This is a genomic window from Peiella sedimenti (genome assembly GCF_030504955.1).
Taxonomy (GTDB): domain Bacteria; phylum Pseudomonadota; class Alphaproteobacteria; order Caulobacterales; family Caulobacteraceae; genus Brevundimonas; species Brevundimonas sedimenti.
Genome location: NZ_JAUKTR010000004.1, coordinates 167,032 through 184,922 on the forward strand (window position 1 = coordinate 167,032; position 17,891 = coordinate 184,922).

General features: G+C 69.6%; 20 protein-coding genes and 1 other RNA gene. 8 read left to right on the plus strand and 13 right to left on the minus strand.

Features of this window, described 5'->3' with window-relative positions:
* Positions 1–7: 7 nt before the first annotated feature.
* Both Q0812_RS10570 and ygfZ read right to left on the minus strand, forming a co-directional pair.
* A complete protein-coding gene (locus Q0812_RS10570; RefSeq protein WP_302110300.1) occupies positions 8–919 on the minus strand; it encodes a hypothetical protein in 912 nt (303 codons plus the stop codon).
* Between the two features lie 157 nt (positions 920–1,076).
* The gene (gene ygfZ, locus Q0812_RS10575; RefSeq protein WP_302110301.1) at positions 1,077–1,874 is read right to left on the minus strand and encodes a CAF17-like 4Fe-4S cluster assembly/insertion protein YgfZ; all 798 of its coding nucleotides are present in this window, start codon (positions 1,872–1,874) and stop codon (positions 1,077–1,079) included.
* Between the two features lie 27 nt (positions 1,875–1,901).
* On the opposite strand from ygfZ, the gene Q0812_RS10580 reads away from it, so the two are divergent.
* The 3 genes from Q0812_RS10580 to Q0812_RS10590 are packed head-to-tail and all read left to right on the plus strand — an operon-like array spanning position 1,902 to position 5,045.
* Positions 1,902–2,906 carry a glycosyltransferase family 9 protein gene (locus tag Q0812_RS10580; RefSeq protein WP_302110302.1) on the plus strand — a complete coding sequence of 335 codons (1,005 nt, stop codon included), beginning with the start codon at positions 1,902–1,904 and terminating at the stop codon, positions 2,904–2,906.
* Positions 2,899–4,236, plus strand: coding sequence for a dihydroorotase (locus Q0812_RS10585; RefSeq protein ID WP_302110303.1), 1,338 nt, complete (start codon positions 2,899–2,901; stop codon positions 4,234–4,236). The genes Q0812_RS10580 and Q0812_RS10585 overlap by 8 nt, the downstream gene beginning before the upstream one ends.
* Before the next feature lie 44 nt (positions 4,237–4,280).
* Entirely contained in the window at positions 4,281–5,045 is a 765-nt protein-coding gene (locus Q0812_RS10590) for a class I SAM-dependent methyltransferase (RefSeq protein WP_302110304.1), read from the plus strand.
* Positions 5,046–5,052: 7 nt separating this feature from the next.
* Here Q0812_RS10590 and fumC read toward each other — a convergent pair whose 3' ends face one another.
* Both fumC and Q0812_RS10600 read right to left on the minus strand, forming a co-directional pair.
* Complete coding sequence (fumC, locus tag Q0812_RS10595; RefSeq protein ID WP_302110305.1) at positions 5,053–6,456, minus strand: class II fumarate hydratase; 1,404 nt, start codon at positions 6,454–6,456, stop codon at positions 5,053–5,055.
* Positions 6,457–7,110: 654 nt separating this feature from the next.
* The gene (locus Q0812_RS10600) at positions 7,111–7,812 is read right to left on the minus strand and encodes a DUF4126 domain-containing protein (protein ID WP_302110306.1); all 702 of its coding nucleotides are present in this window, start codon (positions 7,810–7,812) and stop codon (positions 7,111–7,113) included.
* A gap of 241 nt (positions 7,813–8,053) precedes the next feature.
* On the opposite strand from Q0812_RS10600, the gene Q0812_RS10605 reads away from it, so the two are divergent.
* Genes Q0812_RS10605 through Q0812_RS10615 form a run of 3 tightly spaced genes read left to right on the plus strand, consistent with a single transcriptional unit; the run spans position 8,054 to position 10,086 of the window.
* Positions 8,054–9,133, plus strand: a complete 1,080-nt coding sequence (locus Q0812_RS10605) for a hypothetical protein (RefSeq protein WP_302110307.1) — start codon at positions 8,054–8,056, stop codon at positions 9,131–9,133.
* Positions 9,134–9,154: 21 nt separating this feature from the next.
* Positions 9,155–9,736, plus strand: coding sequence for a peptidylprolyl isomerase (locus Q0812_RS10610; RefSeq protein ID WP_302110308.1), 582 nt, complete (start codon positions 9,155–9,157; stop codon positions 9,734–9,736).
* Positions 9,724–10,086 (plus strand): RusA family crossover junction endodeoxyribonuclease, encoded by a 363-nt coding sequence (locus Q0812_RS10615; protein WP_302110309.1) that lies wholly within the window; start codon positions 9,724–9,726, stop codon positions 10,084–10,086. Before Q0812_RS10610 ends, Q0812_RS10615 begins: the two co-directional genes overlap by 13 nt.
* A gap of 27 nt (positions 10,087–10,113) precedes the next feature.
* Here Q0812_RS10615 and Q0812_RS10620 read toward each other — a convergent pair whose 3' ends face one another.
* The 5 genes from Q0812_RS10620 to miaA form a co-directional block, all read right to left on the minus strand.
* Positions 10,114–10,872 (minus strand): C13 family peptidase, encoded by a 759-nt coding sequence (locus tag Q0812_RS10620; protein WP_302110310.1) that lies wholly within the window; start codon positions 10,870–10,872, stop codon positions 10,114–10,116.
* Positions 10,873–10,928: 56 nt separating this feature from the next.
* A complete protein-coding gene (locus Q0812_RS10625) occupies positions 10,929–11,405 on the minus strand; it encodes an SspB family protein (protein ID WP_302110311.1) in 477 nt (158 codons plus the stop codon).
* A 165-nt stretch (positions 11,406–11,570) separates the two neighbouring features.
* Positions 11,571–11,932: a transfer-messenger RNA gene (ssrA, locus tag Q0812_RS10630) on the minus strand.
* Positions 11,933–12,241: a hypothetical protein gene (locus Q0812_RS10635; protein WP_302110312.1), complete on the minus strand. Its 309-nt coding sequence runs from the start codon at positions 12,239–12,241 to the stop codon at positions 11,933–11,935.
* Between the two features lie 112 nt (positions 12,242–12,353).
* On the minus strand, positions 12,354–13,229 hold the full coding sequence (miaA, locus tag Q0812_RS10640) for a tRNA (adenosine(37)-N6)-dimethylallyltransferase MiaA (RefSeq protein ID WP_302110313.1): 876 nt from the start codon (positions 13,227–13,229) through the stop codon (positions 12,354–12,356).
* Between the two features lie 47 nt (positions 13,230–13,276).
* Between miaA and Q0812_RS10645 the strand changes: the two genes are divergently transcribed.
* Positions 13,277–14,344, plus strand: coding sequence for an Mrp/NBP35 family ATP-binding protein (locus Q0812_RS10645; protein ID WP_302110314.1), 1,068 nt, complete (start codon positions 13,277–13,279; stop codon positions 14,342–14,344).
* On the opposite strand, the gene Q0812_RS10650 is transcribed toward Q0812_RS10645, so the two are convergent.
* Positions 14,341–15,102 (minus strand): PhoH family protein, encoded by a 762-nt coding sequence (locus tag Q0812_RS10650; protein ID WP_302110315.1) that lies wholly within the window; start codon positions 15,100–15,102, stop codon positions 14,341–14,343. The genes Q0812_RS10645 and Q0812_RS10650 overlap by 4 nt on opposite strands.
* 294 nt (positions 15,103–15,396) lie before the next feature.
* Between Q0812_RS10650 and Q0812_RS10655 the strand changes: the two genes are divergently transcribed.
* Complete coding sequence (locus Q0812_RS10655) at positions 15,397–15,930, plus strand: gamma carbonic anhydrase family protein (RefSeq protein WP_302110316.1); 534 nt, start codon at positions 15,397–15,399, stop codon at positions 15,928–15,930.
* On the opposite strand, the gene Q0812_RS10660 is transcribed toward Q0812_RS10655, so the two are convergent.
* The 3 genes from Q0812_RS10660 to Q0812_RS10670 all read right to left on the minus strand — a co-directional run bounded on the left by Q0812_RS10660 (position 15,927) and on the right by Q0812_RS10670 (position 17,887).
* A complete protein-coding gene (locus tag Q0812_RS10660) occupies positions 15,927–16,454 on the minus strand; it encodes a PAS domain-containing protein (RefSeq protein ID WP_302110317.1) in 528 nt (175 codons plus the stop codon). The two genes, Q0812_RS10655 and Q0812_RS10660, sit on opposite strands and share 4 nt — an antisense overlap.
* A 93-nt stretch (positions 16,455–16,547) precedes the next feature.
* Complete coding sequence (locus Q0812_RS10665; protein ID WP_302110318.1) at positions 16,548–17,036, minus strand: Hpt domain-containing protein; 489 nt, start codon at positions 17,034–17,036, stop codon at positions 16,548–16,550.
* A gap of 65 nt (positions 17,037–17,101) precedes the next feature.
* Positions 17,102–17,887, minus strand: coding sequence for an NAD kinase (locus Q0812_RS10670; protein WP_302110319.1), 786 nt, complete (start codon positions 17,885–17,887; stop codon positions 17,102–17,104).
* Between the last annotated feature and the right edge of the window lie 4 nt (positions 17,888–17,891).

The window sequence follows — 17,891 nt, forward strand, 5'->3', positions numbered from 1 at the left end:
TTGACTGCTAGTCGTCCGATCGCGGGCCCGCTGCGGGCTGGTTCACCGTCAGCATGACCGGCTGGCAGCGCGGATCGCCGCCCACACGATAGTCCGGCAGGCTGCCGCTCGCCCCCACGGCCTGCACTGGGCCTGCCCCCCCATCGGTGAAGACGTTGCCGCGGTTCTGATCGTCGCCTGACACGAACCGGCCGTAGCCGCTGGCGGCGCCCGCGCCGCAGTTGCCCTGACGCATGATGGCGACGGTCCAGTCGAACTGTCGTCCTTCGACCGGACGACGGTCGGCGCTGGTCACGCGGGCCTCGGCCATGGCTTCGGCCGCGGCCTCACCGAACTCGGCTGTGGCTCCGCCTTCGAGGCCTCGAAGCTGGCATTGCAGTCCACCGTCGGCATTCGTCGCGCAGGTGAAGTTGGCGGCGTAGGTGGCTCCGGCGGGCTGGCCGAGCATGCCCCAGCGTTCGGACATCTCCGGACGACGCGTCCAGCGCAGACCGGCTTCGACTGGATGGAAACGGTCAGGCAAGGCTCTCGAGGTCCAGTTCCCGAACCGAACCGTGTAACCAAAGGTTCGGCCCGCGGGTGAGCCGCCGTCGACAGCGCGAACACTGGCGCGCTCCATCAGCTGCTCCCCTGCAGAAACCCACCGGGGCTCGAGCTCGGCAGCGTTCAGCACGGTGCAGTCCAGTTCGCCACGAGCGTCTGGCGTACAGGCCAGCTCGACGGAATAGCGGTTCAGGCTGGCGCTGGCGGCCACCCGCCCGGCGACGTTGCGCCCGTACAGGCGCTGCATGTGGCGCAGGGAGGGCATGCGCTGCCATTGAAGCCCAACCTGGTCATAGGTCGGAAGCTGTTGGGCCGCGACGCCGCCAGCAGGGGCCAAGGCCGCCAGGATAGCGAAGACAGAGAGGCAGCGCGTCATTGGGAAATCTCCATGCGGCGCGGTGGTCAGATGATGAATTGATTTCACCGTTGAAATGACCGTCTGTCCACGCCCATGCCTCGAGAGCCGAGAGGCCGGCGATGAACGCGAGGCTCGGTCGGCAAAACCGCCGTTCGGTCAGGCGAATGATTTTCGGCTAGGGCGCGGCGAGGGCAAGGAGGCTCGCCATCCCTTGCGGAATCAGGGCGCGAACGGGTTGCTCACAGGCGCAAAGGTCCTCCAGCCGATCCAGGCGAAGCAGGGCCATGGCCGACCCGTCCACGCCGTTCAACACCTGACCGGCGCGCAGCTCTCCTGATAGAACTTCACTGCCGAAAGGCGGAGGCGGCCCTTCGAAGGTGATCGGCAGCATGCGCGACTTCACCTGGCCGCGCCGCTTCATGCGGGACGTGGTCTCCTGACCGATGAAGCAGCCCTTCTGGAAGTCGATGCCGTTCAGGAGGTCGAAGTTCGCCTCGATGGGATAGGTCTTGTCGTCGGCGTCGCGCCCCGGATCGGGGACTCCCAGGCTCAGGCGATGGCGGGCGTAGTCCTCTGGACCGGCGTTGTTCGCGGCGTCGCCATAGATGCGTCCACCCAGACCCGGCAGGCGCGGATCGAGGACGCCTTCCGCCCCTTCACCCCAGGTGGCGAAAACAGGCCGCGGATCGGGCGCGATCTCCACCCGCGAGCGCAGGCGATACAAGGACAGGCGCTGGATCAGGGCCTCGCGCCGGTCGGCCGCCACGTCGAGAACGAGCGCCTCCGGCTCCGCCAGGATGAAAAGGTCGAACAGCAGTCGCCCCTGGGGCTGCAGCAGGGCGCCGAAACGCAGCTCTCCAGGGGCCATGCCGAGGGTCGACTGGCTGAGCAGACCGTGGAGAAAGGCCTCACGATCCGGGCCGGCGACACGGACCAGGGCGCGGTCCGGCAAATGGGCGATCTTGCGGCTCATGCGGTCCATATGGGTCGGGACAGGCTGATGTATAAGCAGGCCATGGCGGCCGCCTATCCGATTCTCTACATCGCCGAGGCAGATCCCGCCGAGGCCATCCTCTCATCGGGGCTGCTTAAGCGCCTGCATGACGAGATGCCCAAGGCCAGCTTCACCGTGGTGGGCTCGCCCGAGAGCGCGCCCCTGTTCCGTGATGTGCCTCGCTTGGAGCGCCTGCTGGTGCTGCCGCGGGAGACCAAGGCCGAATGGCTGAAGCTGTGGGGCCAGGTGAAGGACCGCCGCTGGTTCCTGGTGGTCGATCTGCGCGGCTCGAAGATCTCCTCGACGCTTCAGCGCGAGAAGCGCGCGGTCAAGAAGCCGACGGTCCAGGGCGCCGAATCCGAGCACGCGGTTATCCGAGCGGCGCGGGCCCTGGGGTTGGAGGACGATCCCCCGGCGCCGCATCTGTTCGTTTCGGAGGAGACGCAAAACCTTGTCGACGAGCTGATCGGCGAAGCCGGCGACCCGATCATGGCGGTGGGGCCAGGCGTCCAGTGGATCGGGCGGCAATGGCCCTTTGAGCGCTTCACCAAGGTGGCGACGCACCTGCTGGGCGGGGACGGCCCCATGTGCGGCGGACGGCTGATGATCGTGGGCGGCGAAGCCGAGCGCGATGCGGCCTACACGATCCGCTTCGCCGTGGCGCGCGAGCGGGTCATCGAGCTGCAGGGCAAGCTGGACCTGCTGCAGACCTGCGCAGCCTTGAGGCGGGCCCGGCTGTTCCTGGGCGCGGACTCGGTCTGGACCCAGCTGGCCGTGGCGGCGGGCGTTCCTTCGGTCGGCGTCTACGGCCCCTCGGACGAGGCCGTCGTCGGCCCATGGCTCGGGAGGGCCGTGAGGGGGCCGCGGGGGCTGGCCGACTATCGCCGCATCGACCCTGGTCTGAACCAGGCCATCAACCACATGATGGACGTGCCGATGGAGCCGGTGCTGGACGCCGCCCTCGACCTTCACGCTCGCACCGAGCCCGTTATGGAGCCGCCCCATGGCTGAGACCTATGACCTGATCGTGCGCGGCGGCGAGGTGGTGAACCACCAGGGCCGCGGACGAGCCGATGTGGGCGTGCGCGATGGCAAGATCGTCTTCGTCGGCGACCTGTCTCAGGCCAGCGCCGGGGAAGTGTTCGACGCGACAGGCCTGACGGTGCTGCCGGGCGTCATCGACACCCAGGTCCATTTCCGGGAGCCAGGGCTCGAGTGGAAGGAAGACCTGGAGAGCGGCAGCCGCGGCGCGGTTCTGGGCGGCGTCACCGCCGTCTTCGAGATGCCCAACACCAATCCCGGCACCACCGATCCCGACGCCCTGCAGGACAAGCTGGACCGGGCGCTGAACCGCATGTGGTGCGACCACGCCTTCTATGCCGGCGCCACCGAGGCCAATCCCAAGGTGCTGGCCGAAATGGAGCGCATGCCCGGCTGCTGCGGGGTCAAGATCTTCATGGGGGCGTCCACGGGCAGCCTGCTGGTCTCGGAGGACGCCGGCTTGGCCGAGGTGCTGCGCCACATCAATCGGCGCGTGGCTGTCCACTCCGAGGACGAGAACCGCCTGAAGTCGCTGAAAGGCCTGGCGCGCGAGGGCGACTGGACCAGCCACCCGGAGGTTCGCGACGCCGAGGCGGCCATCCTGTGCACCCAGCGGCTGCTGCGGCTGGCGCGGGCGGCGGGCAAACGCATCCACGTGCTGCACATCACCACGGCCGAGGAGATCGACCTGCTGGCCCAACACAAGGACATCGCCACGGTCGAGACCACGCCCCAGCACCTGACCCTGACGAGCCCGGACTGCTACGAGCGGCTGAAGGGCCTGGCCCAGATGAACCCGCCGATCCGCGAGGCGCGCCACCGCGACGGCCTGTGGGCGGGGGTTCAGCAGGGCGTGGTGGACGTGATCGGATCGGACCACGCGCCCCACACGCTGGAGGAAAAGGCCAAGCCTTATCCGGCCTCGCCGTCGGGCATGCCTGGGGTGCAGACTCTGGTTCCGATCCTGCTCAACCATGTCGCCGAAGGCCGCCTGACGCTGGAGCGCTTCGTCGATCTTACCTCCGCCGGCGCCCAGCGTGTGTTCGGTCTGGCCGGAAAGGGCCGGATGGCGCGGGGTTATGACGCCGACCTGACCATCGTCGACCTGAAGGCCAAGCGGACCATCCGCCATGCCGATCAGGCCAACAAGGCAGGCTGGACGCCGTTCGACGGCATGGAGGTCACCGGCTGGCCCATGGCCACGATCGTGCGCGGCAAGGTGGTCATGCGCGACGGGGAGCTGGCCGAGGCCGCCCACGGCCGGCCCTGCCGGTTCGTGGAGACGTTGGAGCGGGGCTGAGCGGCGGGGACTGACCTTTGCAGAGGGGCGCGCTAGACTGCGGCATGACCCTGAAGCCCATCGACTACGACGACAGCCAGCATCGCAACTATGCACGCGGCAGACCCTTGCACGCCACTGCCGCCGACATGTGGATGCACGCCTTGGCCGCCCACGCGCCGGACCGCCGCCCGCTGCACGTGCTTGATCTCGGATGCGGCACGGGCAGGTTCAGTCCGATGCTGGCCGAAGTGTTCGGCAGCGTCACGGGCATCGAACCCTCTGAGCGAATGCGAGAGGCGGCTGGTCGTGAGAACTTCCACCCTCGCGTGCATTATCTGGCTGGCCGGGCCGAGGCCATCCCGCTGGCCGACGCTTCCGTCGATCTTGTTCTGATGATGCTGTCCTACCACCACGTACGCGACAGGGCGGCGGCCGCCCAGGAGATCGCCCGTGTGCTCAAGCCGGACGGCCGGCTGTGCATCCGTAGCGTGTTCAGCGACCGCATGCCGGTGATCGACTGGCACCGCTTCTTCCCCAGCGCGGACGCTGTTGAACGGGCCATGTTCCCCACGACGGACCAGGTGGAGACCGCCTTCGCCCAGGCGGGTCTGCGACCTATGGCGCTGGAGCGCCACCGCGAGCAGATCTCCGAAAGCTGGGCCGAAACGGCGGCGCGCATGAAGCTGCGGCCGATCTCGACCTTCGAGCACCTGGACGAGGCCGAAATCCTGGCCGGTCAGGCGGCGCTGGAGGCGTACGCCGCCGCCGAGACGAGCCCGACGCCCCTGTTCATCGACGCCGACCTGATGGTGCTGGCGCGAGGCTGAAGGACGACTACTCCGGCCCGATCATGCGCTCGGGGCGCACCCACTCGTCGAACTCTTCGTTGGTCAGATAGCCGCCGCCGACGGCCTCTTCGCGCAGGGTCGTGCCGTTCTTGTGGGCGGTCTTGGCGATCTTGGCGCAGGCGTCGTAGCCGAGCTTTCCGTTCAGGGCCGTGACCAGCATCAGGCTGTTCTCGAGGCCGCGCTGGATGTTGTCGCGGCGCGGCTCGATGCCCACCACGCAGTTGTCGGTGAAGCTGACCGCTGCGTCGGCCATCAGGCGCACCGACTGCAGGAAGTTGTAGGCCATGACCGGGTTGAAGACGTTCAGCTCGAAGTGGCCCTGGCTGCCGGCGAAGGTCAGGGCGGCGTGGTTGCCGAACACCTGCACGCAGACCTGGGTCAGCGCCTCGCACTGGGTCGGGTTGACCTTGCCGGGCATGATGGAGGAGCCGGGCTCGTTTTCCGGCAGGGCCAGCTCGCCCAGGCCCGAGCGGGGGCCCGAGCCCAGGAACCGGATGTCGTTGGCGATCTTGAAGAGCGAGGCGGCCACGGTGTTGATGGCGCCGTGGCTCATGACCATGGCGTCGTGGGCGGCCAGGGCCTCGAACTTGTTGGGGGCGGTGGTGAACTTCAGGCCGGTGATGGCCGCGATGCGGTCGGCGACCCCCTCGGCGAAGCCCTTGGGAGCGTTGAGGCCCGTGCCCACGGCGGTGCCGCCCTGGGCCAGCTGCATCAGGTCGGGCAGGGTGCTTTCGATCCGCTCGATCCCTTTGCGCACCTGCTGGACGTAGCCGGAGAACTCCTGGCCGAGGGTCAGGGGGGTCGCGTCCTGGGTGTGGGTCCGGCCGATCTTGATAATGTCCTTCCAGGCCTCGGCCTTGTCATTCAGCGCATTGCCGAGCTTTTGCAGGGCCGGCAGCAGGCGGTGGGTCACCTCCTCGGCGCAGGCGATGTGCATGGCCGTGGGATAGGTGTCGTTGGACGACTGGCTCATGTTCACGTGGTCGTTCGGGTGGACCGGCGACTTGGAGCCCATCTGGCCGCCCAGCATCTCGATGGCGCGGTTCGAGATCACCTCGTTGGCGTTCATGTTGGACTGGGTGCCCGAGCCGGTCTGCCAGACCACCAGCGGGAAGTGGTCGTTGAGCTTGCCCTCGATGACCTCATCGGCGGCCCTGACGATGGCCTGACCGATCGTGGGGTCCAGCTTGCCCAGCGCCATATTGGTCTCGGCCGCGGCGCGCTTGACGATCCCCAGGGCCCGGACCACCGGCAGGGGCTGGGTCTCCCAGCCGATCTTGAAGTTGCCGAGGCTGCGCTGGGCCTGGGCGCCCCAATAGCGGTCGGCGGCCACTTCGATGGGGCCGAAGGTGTCGGTTTCGGTGCGGGTCTTTTGAGGCGTCTTGGTCATGGCGCCGGGTCTAGCGCCGGGTGGGCCCAGGGGCAATGCGGGCGCGCGCAACCGCTCCACGGCCTTTGGGCCTGGAGGTATGGGGAGGATGGGCGGCGCTGGGCCGGAGGCCCGGAACCGTGGGGTGGAGCCATCCTTTCGGTGCAGGCTCCGGATGTGTTTTCGGCCGCCGGATCGGCGCCGCCCCGGCCGTTTGGACGCGAGCGATCCGTGTGTCGGCTTCTTCCGCCGGGACCGGGGGCGCCGATCACTTGCGCGCCCCGGTTTGCTCAACCCGGTTCAGCCTTTCCCGGACATCTCAGCCCACGGCGGGCCGGGCCTTCCAGAAGACCCGGAGCCAGGAGTTTCGCTCCTGGTCCACGGACAGGGACCTGGGTTCGCCGCCGCAAGGCGCAGCCGTCATGCAGCCGCCCAAGGGTCACCCCATCGCCCGGTCCGCTTACCCCGCACGACCGGCCCCCGCCGCCGCGTCAGGCCCTGGATCCTAAGGCGCCTCCCCATGCGGCGGGGGACACGCACAGCATGGAGGCGCCCGCAGCGGCGTGCGCAAGTTGAGGCCAAGCGCGGCGCGACGCGCTGCAATTCAGGAGGTTGGCGGGCGGCGATGCGGGCGCAAATCTGCTTCTCTCCAGGGGGGCAGGGGCAGCGGGTCGTTTACGCCGCGCTTCCGGCCGGGGCCGACCGGCCGGCTTCTTCGCGTTTGCGGCGGGCCCGGCGGCGCAGGGCGCGGGAGATGCGGAACACCACCACGGCCAGGGCGATCAGGACCACCGGGATCAGCACCGGCGCCAGGAAGGCCAGCAGCACGACCATGACGGTCAGGACGTCCTCCAGGACGCTGACGAGCGGGTTGGCCAGGCCGGCGCTGGCGCCGGAGGAGGCCATGCGGGCGCCGCCCTGGACCCCGGCGAAGGCGAGGGCGGTGGGGGCCCCGACAATGACGCCCGCCAGAGCCGCGGCCCCCGGGTCCAGCGCCCAGAAAACCCCGCCCACGGCGATGGCGGCCGCGATGGGCCGGGCGACCAGGCCGACGGCGTTCAGGCCGTGATCCAGAACCGGGATCTTGTCCGCGGCGAACTCGAGCACCGCCGCCGCACCCAAGCCAAACAGGGCGATGTCCGACACCAGCCATTCGGCCTGTTCGTTCAACCGGATGCCGAACAGCTCGAACCTGGCCGCCACGCCCAGCAGCAGCATGGGCAGGAAGGTGCGAAAGCCCGTGGCGCTGGCCAGGCCCAGGCCCAGCAGAATCGGCAGGATCCAGACCTGGAGCGGGCCGGCGGCCTCTCCGGCCTGGTTAGCGGCGGCGGTCCAGTCCATGAACTGCATCCATTGGGGCCAGTCGAACTCGGGCATGGCGCGTCATCCTCCCGTCGGGGCGCGATAAGCTTAACAGAGAAAGCAACGCCGTTCGGCCTGGGTCGTTCGCTTTTTCGAGCTGTGTTCAAGGGCCGAGCGAGAATCGGCACTGTCGAATCGTCGCACTCGCCTGTGGGGATTAAGCGTCGAATAAGGAAAGCAGCGGCGTTATGATGCTTTCCGGTCATGGTCCGTGAGGGACCCGGCCGTGTTCGCACCTGGGGAGCGAAGAAGCGAAATGACCTCGGTAGTCCTGCGCCGTCTGGCCTTGGCCGGAGCCTGTGTGTCCCTGTTGGCGCTCGCCGCATGTGAGACCCCCGCCCCCGAGGCGCCCCCGCCGCCCCCGCCCCCGCCGCCGCTTCCGACCGTGGCGCTGAGCTCGTCGGTGACCGACGCGGCCTCGGCCTATCTGACCTATATGCGCCAGGCGGCGGCCCAGGCCCCCGGCTTCCAGGACGCCCAAGCCATCCAGAACACCCTGCAGGTCTCGGCGTCGTACGAGCCGGGCCAGATGTCGCGCGGCGTCATCGCCTACGCCGCCGTGCTGGCCCTGCAGGACCGCGAGTTCGTCCAGGCCGTGCGCGAGTTGGGCCGCGACCCCACCGTGCGCGCCGAGATGGTGCGCCAGCTGGCGGCCGACCCGGCCTATGCGGCGCAGCTGCCAGGCGCCGCCTCGGCCGCGGGGCTGGTGGTGGCTCAGCTGAACGCCGATGGCCAGGCCGTGCTGCGCGCTGGCCAGGCGGTCAAGCAGGACGCCTATGACATCCAGCGCAACTCGGACCCGCGCCACCGCTGGGCGCGTCGCCCGGTCGAGGGCCTGCAGGAGCGGCTGGATCGCACCAAGGCCCTGTCCGCCCGGTCCATGGCTCCGGACGCCCAGGAGTCGGCGCGGCTCTATCAGGCGGCGCATTCGGGCCTGGGCCTGTCTGTCGTTCCGGGCCGCACCGGCGCGCCCTATACGCCGGTCGTGGCGCGGGGCCTGGCCCTGGCGGCGCTGGCGGCGCTGGGCGAGGCGGGCGAGAGCAACCAGGCCCTCGTCGACGCCCTGCTGGTGGATACGGACAGCCCGTTCTGCATGAACATGGCCAAGCTGAACCTGTTCCAGTGCCTGGCGGTCTCGCGCCCGAACTTCGAGGACGTCTTCTGTCTGGCCCAACATGGTCTGATGGACACCGGCCAGTGCGTGATGAACGCGGCGGGCGCGGTGCTGCCCGTCGAGTTCGGTCCGCCGGCGGTTTCGCTGGCGTCCAACGAGGGCGCCGCGGCTCAGGCCGAGCAGAGCGCCCAGACGGCGGCGGGAACGGCCGCGGGCGGCTAAGGGCCGCGAGGCTCGGCCGCCATGATCGCTCTGGTCCTCGGCCTTTTGCTGACGCCGCCGTCCGACGCACCGGCGGCGGTGATCCGCACCAGTGCGGGCGAAATCGTCGTCGGGCTGGATGTGGAGCGGGCCCCGGGCACGACCTGCAACTTCCTGCGCTATGCGGCGGCGGGCGCCTATGACGGCGGCGCCTTTTTCCGCACGGTGGTGTTCGAGACCGACGCAAACCCCTCGCAGATCGATGTGGTTCAGGCCGCCACGCCGGCGGGAAGCGATGACCCCGGGTTCGGGCCGATCCCGCTGGAGCGCACGCGGGACACCGGCCTCAGGCACGTTTCAGGCGCGATCTCCATGGCGCGGGGCGAGCCGGACACGGCCACCTCCAGCTTCTTCATCGTGGTGGAGGACACCGGCAATCTGGATTTCGGCGGCGACCGCCACCCCGACGGCCAGGGCTTCGCCGCCTTCGGCCGCGTGCTCGACGGCATGGATGTGGTGCGCGCCATCCACGCCATGCCCGCGACGGACGAGCAGCTGGACCAGCCGGTGCGGATCGAGACGGTGGCCTTGCTGACCGACATTCCGGCCCGGTGCCGGGGGTGAGCGGCTGGACCGGCGTCGGCAAGGTTCGCGCTCGGGAGGCGGACGGCCAGGTGGAGATCGTCATCGACGGCCTGACCACCCAGGCCAAGTACTACAAGCCGCTCTGCTACGAGTTCTTCCGCAAGGAGTGGCGCGGCGCGCGGCCCGCCTGGGGCGACTTCGCGGTCGAGATCGTCATGGAGCACGTGGGCGAGCCGCCGTGGATCGACCTGGACAACCTGGCCAAGGCCCTTCTGGACGCCATCAAGGGCTACGCCTTCCACGACGACCGGCAGGTGGCGCGGCTGCTGGTGGAGCGGCGCGAAGGCGAGCGTGAGCGAATCCTGATCACGGCGCGGCGGCTGGGTTGATCCGGCCTCGCCGCTGCTGGGCCGACCTTAGGCGGCGGCCCGGCTGAAGCGGAGGAAGGGCAGCAGCAGCTGGGCTTCGGCGCCGACGCGCAGCTGCGGCTCGGACGGCGGCGACAGGCCCTCGGCGGTTTCGCGTTCGGCCACGCAGCGCCGGGCGCGCGCGGCCAGGTCGAGGAAGTCTCCCGACTGGGGCAGGGACTGGATGATGCAGCCGTCGAAATAGGGATGGGTGGCGTCCTCGCTGCAGCCGAAGGAGGAGCGGTCCCGACGCGCGGCGGTCATCACCATGCGGTTGGGCGCGGCCAGCGAGTCGATGAACACCCCCGAGAAGCAGGCCGAGACCACCACCACCGTGGGGCGCTGGCCGCACAGGGACTGGACCACGGCGGCCATGGTGCGCGGGTCGACCCCGCCCGTGCCGAAGACGATGCCCTGGGGCGAGCCGTGGGAGGTGAAGTAGAGTAGGCACCCCCCCGTGGCGCGGGCGGCCACGGACTGGAGGCGCTGGGCGGCCTGCTGGGGCGTGACCGGCGTCGGCACATCCGGGCGCAGGGTGAAGGCGTCGATGTTGGCGGGGCGGAAGCCGGCGGCGATGAAGCCCGACTTCAGATCGCGCACGGCGTTGTCGAAGGCTTGAATGGGCTGGCCGCGGCTGGAGCGCCAGTCGCCGGCCACGATGGCCACCGCCCAGTCGGAAAAGTCGGTCGGCGCCTCGGTGCGCGCGGCCGCCGGGCCGGCGAACAGGATCAGCAGCGATGCGAGAAGCGGCAACAACCGGTGCGGCATGCGATGACCTCCCCGTGGGGCAGGCTATCGCGGCGAATGCCCGGCTGTGAAGGGGGCTACTTCTTCCGGAACTGCTCCAGCGAGACCACCTTGGGGCCGTCGTCGTCTGGCTCGGGCGGGGTCTCGGACGCGGCCGGCGGCTCGGGCGCCTCGGGCAGGGCGGGGGGATCGAACTGGAGGCCGAACTGGGCCGCCGGGTCGAGGAAGCGGGTGATGGCGGCGTAGGGAATGGACAGCTTGCGCGGCACGCCCTTGAACCTGAGCACCACCGAAAAGAAGGTCTCGCCCGGCGCCAGATCCCAGAATTGGTGCTGCAGGACGATGGTCATCTCCTCAGGATACTGGGCGGCCAGATCCTCAGGCAGGCTGACGCCCGCGGCCCGGGTGTCGAAGGTGATGTAGAGGCTGTGCTCGCCCGGCAGGCCGTCGGGCTCGCCGGCGCGGCGCAGGGCCATTCGCACCACGCCCCGCAGGGCCTCCTGCGCCATGGCCTGATAGTCGATCAGATCGCTGGGCGCGCCGTCTTCCGCCATCGTCCGTTCTCCGTCCCTGGAGGCCCTGGCTAAAGGGCGCGCGAACCTATCGCGGCGCACGAAGGCTGGGAAGCGGGCGGCGCTGGAAATGTGGAGAAAGTCGGGGGCTTCTGGCGCCAGGCGCTCGCAAGGATGATTGAGGGGGCGCCTCAGCCAGTCGGGAAAAGTCGGGGGCTTCTGTTGCCAGGCGCCCCCGGGGCCCCGCCTGAGGATCTGAACCCCCAGGGCTTAGATGAGAAACGGCTGACCGCTTACGCAGCCAGACGAACTTCTCCAGCGAAGTTATCGTTCGCAGTTAGTCAATGGCCCGATGACGGTGGAGCCATGCCGAGAGAAAGCAACGCCTTTACACGCCTGTCGATGCTGATCGGCCCCATGCAGTCCCGCCGATAGCGCGGAAAAGATTGGTGGAGCCGCCGGGAATCGCACCCGGGTCCAGTTCGCTTATTATGCGCGCGTTTATCTCCATAGTCGGGCCGAAGCCCGACACAGGAAATATAGGACGAAAGGCGTCGGATTTAAAGGCGTCAGCCGCCCACCGCAGCGCCGCCGGACTGTTGCTCAACCGCGCCACGCTCGCGAAGCGCCTGTTCGGACAGGTCGCGGTCGATTTCCATCTGACGCACGGTGCGGCAGATCCGCTGGGGACGGTTGGAGCCGACCACATGCTCGCGGCGGCAGATGACGCGGTCGGGATCGCGCTCGTCACGCTCCTCCAGCGCGGCGCGCTCCGACGAGGCGGTGGCGACCTGATCGGCGGGGGTCGTGGCCGGGGCGGGGGCGGGCGCCGCCTGGGCGAAGGCGACCGTGGCCGCGAGCATGGAAATCAGCAACATGAAGGAACTCCGGCGAAGGGGGAGGGGAAAGCATGCCACAGGCGCCATAGGTGGCAATGCGTTCTGCGGTGAACTTACCGTAATGTAGGATGAAACGGTTGTCGCGGCGGCGTCAGGCCGCAGGGCGCCAGAGGCCGGACTGCACGTTCCTGAACCACGTATACTGGCGTTTGGCGTAGTTTCGCGTCGCTTGCGCGAGCCGATCCAGCGCCTCGACGCGGGTGGCCCGGCCGCCCAGGAAATCGCCGATTTCACGGACGCCGACGGCCTTCATGCACGGCAGCGCCGGATCAAGGCGGCGCGTTAGCAGCGCCTCCACCTCCTCCGGAGCGCCGCGCTCCAGCATGACCGCGGCGCGCGCATCGCACCGGGCGTAGAGATCGGCGCGGTCCGGCAGCAGCAGGCGGGCGTCATAGCTGTCCTGGGGCAGCAGCGGGCGGGTGTCCCCCTGCCAGGCGCTGAGCGATCGCCCGCTGGCCTCGAAAACGGAAAGGGCGCGCAGCAGGCGCTGACGATCGCCCGGCAGGATGCGGGCTTCGGCCTCTGGATCGACCTGGCTCAGCCGGGCGCGGAAGGCGGCCTCTCCCTCGGCGGCGAAGCGGTCGGAGATCGCATCGCGCACGGCGTCGGGAACGGGCGGCACCTCCGCAAGGCCTCTCGTCAGCGCGGTGAAGTAAAGGCCTGTGCCGCCGACCACGATGGCGGGTCGGCCCTCGGTTCGAAGCGCCGCCAGCTCAGGCGTCACGGCCCGCGCCCAGCGGCCGACCGACCAGGCCTCGGCGGCATCGGCGACGCCGTAGAGACGATGCTCGGCTCGCGCCTCGTCCTCGGGAGATGGGCGAGCCGTCAGCACGCGCAGGTCGGCGTACAGCTGTTGGGAATCGGCGTTGAGAATAACCGCGCCCGAACGCTCGGCCCATTCCAACGCCAGGGCGGACTTGCCCGAGGCGGTCGGCCCGGCCAGCAGGGTGATAAGGGGTTCGCCCATGCGGCGCTTCCTTGCACGGATCGCCGCATGCGCCTATCGCCCCCCGCATGGACGAGGCGCTTCTCAACGAACTGGGCCAGAGGCTCGACGCCATCCCGGATCCCGCAGGCGCGGGCGGCCTGGTGGCCAACGGCCGTATCGTCGGCCTGACGGAGAAACGGGGGCGGATCGACTGCGTCGTCGAGGCCCCGGCGGAGGGCGCGGCGGCCTTCTCCGCGCTGGTTCCGGCCATCAAGGCGGCCCTGGAGGCGGCGCCGGGGGTGAAGGAGGCGCGGGTGGTGCTGACCGCCGCGGCCAGAACCCGTCCGCCCAAAAGGGCGCGGCTGTCGGAGGCGGCGACGGAGCAGACGCGACGTGCGGCGCCGGTCCCCGCGGCGCGGCCCGAGCACGTCAGGGCCGTGCTGGCGGTGGCCAGCGGCAAGGGCGGCGTCGGCAAGTCGACGGTAGCGGTGAACCTGGCCTGCGCCTTCGCGCGGCTGGGTCTGCGCGCCGGGCTGCTGGATGCGGACGTCTATGGCCCCTCGATCCCGCTGATGCTGGGGCTGACGGAGGCGCCCGAGCATCGCGACGGCAAGCTGATCCCGCTGGAGGCCTGGGGCGTGAAGGCGCTGTCGGTGGGACTGCTGGTAGACGCCGATCAGGCGCTGATCTGGCGCGGACCGATGGCTTCCCAGGCCCTGACCCAGATGCTGACCCAGGGCGCCTGGGGCACGGCGGACGAGCCGCTGGACGTGCTGGTGGTCGACCTGCCGCCCGGCACGGGGGACGTTCAACTGACCCTGGTGCAGAAGACCCCCATCGACGGGGCGGTGATCGTATCGACCCCGCAGGAGGCGGCGCTGGCGGATGCGCGACGCGCCCACGCCCTGTTCCAGAAAACCGGCACGCCTGTCTGGGGGCTGGTGGAGAACATGAGCGGCGAGATCTTCGGCCGCGGCGGCACGAGGGCGGAAGCCGAGAGGCTGGGCGCGGCGTTCCTGGGCGAGGTCAGCCTGGACGCGTCCCTGCGTCAGGGCGGCGATAGCGGCCGGCCGGTGGTCGCGGATCAGCCGGACGGCGAGGCCGCCAAGGCCTTCATGGAGATGGCGAAGGCCCTGGCGGGGAAGCTGCGCTAAAGCACGCCGATCATCGAGGCCACCAGCGGGTGGCGCACGATGTCCTGCTCGGCCAGGCGCACGACGCCGATGTCGGGCACCTGCTCTAGCCGCTGGGCCACCGGCGCGAGGCCGGACAGCTCAGGCAGCAGGTCCGACTGGTTCGGGTCGCCCGTCACCACCATGGTGGAGTGCCAGCCCAGGCGGGTCAGCAGCATCTTGAGCTGGACGTAGGTGCAGTTCTGGGCCTCGTCGACCACGATGAAGGCGTTGTTGAGGGTGCGTCCGCGCATGTAGCCCACCGGCGCGATCTCGATCAGGCCTTCGGACATGAGCGCCTTGACCCGCTTCATGCTGAGGCGGTCGGACAGGGCGTCGTAGAGCGGCCTCAGATAGGGGGCCAGCTTGTCCTCCATGTCGCCCGGCAGGTAGCCGATGGACTCGCCGGCCTCGACGGCGGGGCGGGACAGGACGATGCGCCCCACCTTGCCGGCCTCCAGCGCCTCAACCGCCTTGGCCACGGCCAGATAGGTCTTGCCGGTCCCCGCGGGCCCGAGGGCCAGGACGAGATTATGCTCGTCAATGGCCTCGAGCAGGCGCGCCTGGCCCTCGGATTTCGGTTTGAGGGTTTTCAGGTAGCTCTGGTCACGACCGTCGTTGGCGCTGATGGGGGACCAGCCGCCGCGGTCGGGCAGCCGGCGCACCTTGGATTCCTGGGCGTAGTGGTCCGTGTCAAAGACGCCTTCACGGGCCTGACGCTTCAGCGCACGCTTGGTCATAGACAGCCTCCAGGGCATGAAAAAAGGCGAACCCGGATGGGCCCGCCCTGGGGAAAGCTGGAATAGCGAAGCGGTTGCACGCCGCCCGAGCCCGGCTCGGGGAGAGGTTCGATGGGCGGGGCCTCCCGCCGGGGAACCGAACGCGACACAGGGCCGTCTCCGCGTTGACCGGAGCCTGAGCTCCGGCGAGGAATCGGGGCGGAACGCCGCCTCGAATCGTTGAACTGAGAATGATGCTAGCGTGGTTTCCGGATCGTTAAACCCAAGAAAAACGCAGCGTTACGAGGTGTTCGGATGAATATTTATGCGCTGGGCGCAAAGAAACCGCAGCTGCCTCCCCAGGGCGAATACTGGGTGGCGCCGACGGCAATGATCGTAGGAGACGTGATTCTGAAGCCCGGCGCCAGCGTCTGGTACGGCGCGGTTCTGCGCGGCGACAACGACCCCATCACCATCGGCGAGGACACCAACATCCAGGACGGATCGGTGCTGCATTCGGACGAGGGCCTGCCCCTGACCATCGGCGCGGGCGTGACCGTCGGGCACATGGCCATGCTGCACAGCTGCGAGATAGGCGACAACACGCTGATCGGCATCGGCGCCACGGTGCTGGGGCGCACCAAGATCGGGAAGAACTGCATCATCGGCGCGCACGCCCTGATCCCTGAGGGCAAGGAGATACCCGATGGCAGCCTGGTCATCGGCGCGCCGGGCAAGGTCGCCCGCGCCCTCAGCGACGTGGAGATCGAGTTTCTGAAGCTGTCGGCGGCCCACTATGTGGAGAACTGGAAGCGACACGCGCGCGAGCTGACGCCGATTTCCGTCTAGGCCGTCAGGCGACCATCGACGGCGGCCAGACGAGGGGTGGGCGGCGCGGCCCTGAGTACGGCGTGTAGTCCCTGGCCCTGCAGCGCCCAGCCGTCGTCCAGCATTTCGGCCAGAGGACGGTGAAGCGCGACCAGCCTGTCGAGGGCGCCGGACGGACCCCGACACGGCGCCAGGGTCATCTCGACGGCGACCCGGCGGCCGGGGCGGGCCGCCAGCAGGTCGAGCACAACGGGCGCGCCGGCGCGCACCGCCTCTAGCGCGGCGCGGCGGGCCCAGTCGCCGTCGTGAAACAGATCGCTGAAACGGGCGTGGCCGCGCCCATGCCGCTCAAGCACGAACTCGCCGGCCAGACGCAGGCGCCAGCCTCCGCCGATCTCGCGCCCCAGCACCATCAGCCGGTCGGCGGCCTGGGACAGGGCGGGGAGGGGGAAGTCGCGCAGGGTCGGCGCGGCGTCGGCGCCCCTAGCGTCGAGCCAGGCCCGGATCATCCGGTTTGTCTCAGGATGGAACAGACGGGGGTCCATGACCCCGTCCGGCGCAAGAGGCGGGCCGCCCTATGAGCGTCCCGATGCGGTGAAGCCGGGCGGGCGCCCGGCGTTGGCAGGCTGTCGGGCGGCCTAGCCGCCCATGTGCTGGGCCACCTGGCGCTCCAGCTCCTCAGCCAGGGCGCGGCCCACCGGATGGTCGTCGGTCTGGATGCCGTCGCGCACCACCGCCTTGATGGCGTCGATATGGGCGTCGATCAGGAACAGGGGCGCGTCGGCCCGGCGCTCGGCCGTGTCGGTGATGCGGCAGAGCGAAGCCGCCATGCGGGTCACCAGCGGATACTGGTAGGTGCCCCCAAGACCCTTGAGGTCGTGGGCGCGCATGTAGAGCTGTTCGGACGTGGCGGGCGTGTACCCCGCCGTGCGGATGGCGTCGCGGGCGGCGTCCATCTTGTTGAGCTCGTCCTGCAGCCACTCGCCGAACTGGGCCGACAGGCCGCGCAGGGCCTCTTCGGCCTTGGCCACGGCGGCCAGGTCGATGCCGCCGAAGCCGCCGGCGCCCACCTTGAGCTTCAAGGTGTTGGGGGGCTGGATCACCTGGGCCGGGCTGGGCTTGGTCACGTCATAGCTCCGCGTCTGATCCCCGGGAGCATGAGGCAGGCGGTTTAATATCCCGTGACCGGCCCTCAGGACGCGAACTGTTCGGCCAGGACGCGCTCCTCAAAGGAGCGGCCGGCGTCGAAGAGCATGGTCAGGGAGATGTCGCGCCGCTCACGCGCCTCGACCCGGTGGACGCGGCGCACCTCCAGGCTGTCGGCCACCGCGCTGACCGGACGCTTGTCCGCCTCGAGCACCTCGAAGCCGACGCGGGCCGTGTGCGGCAGGAGCGCGCCGCGCCAGCGCCGGGGGCGAAAGGCGCTGATGGGCGTCAGGGCCAGGATGCGCGCCTCCAACGGAATGATCGGCCCGTGCGCCGACAGGTTATAGGCGGTTGACCCAGCCGGGGTGGCCACCATGACGCCGTCGCAGATCAGTTCGTCCAGGCGCACCTTGCCGTCGACGGTGATGCGGATCTTGGCGCTCTGGCGGGTCTGGCGCAGCAGCGAGACCTCGTTGATGGCCAGGCCTTGCGCCGTCTCGCCGTTGACGGTGGTCGCCGTCATCTCCAGCGGGTGGATGACCGCCTGCTCGGCGTGGGCGACGCGCTGGGGCAGGCTGTCCAGGCCGAAGTCGTTCATCAGAAAGCCGACCGAGCCCCGGTTCATGCCGAAGATAGGCAGGGGGCGGGTCTTCAGCCCCTCGTGCAGGCGCTCGAGCATGAAGCCGTCGCCGCCCAGGGCCACCACCACATCGGCCTCGTCGGGCGAGGATTGGCCGTAGCGCGTCACGAGCTCGGCCATGGCCTCCTGCGCCTCGGGGCGATCCGAAGCCGCAAACATCAGGCGGGGCAGGGGGCGATGGGCGCCGGGCATGGCC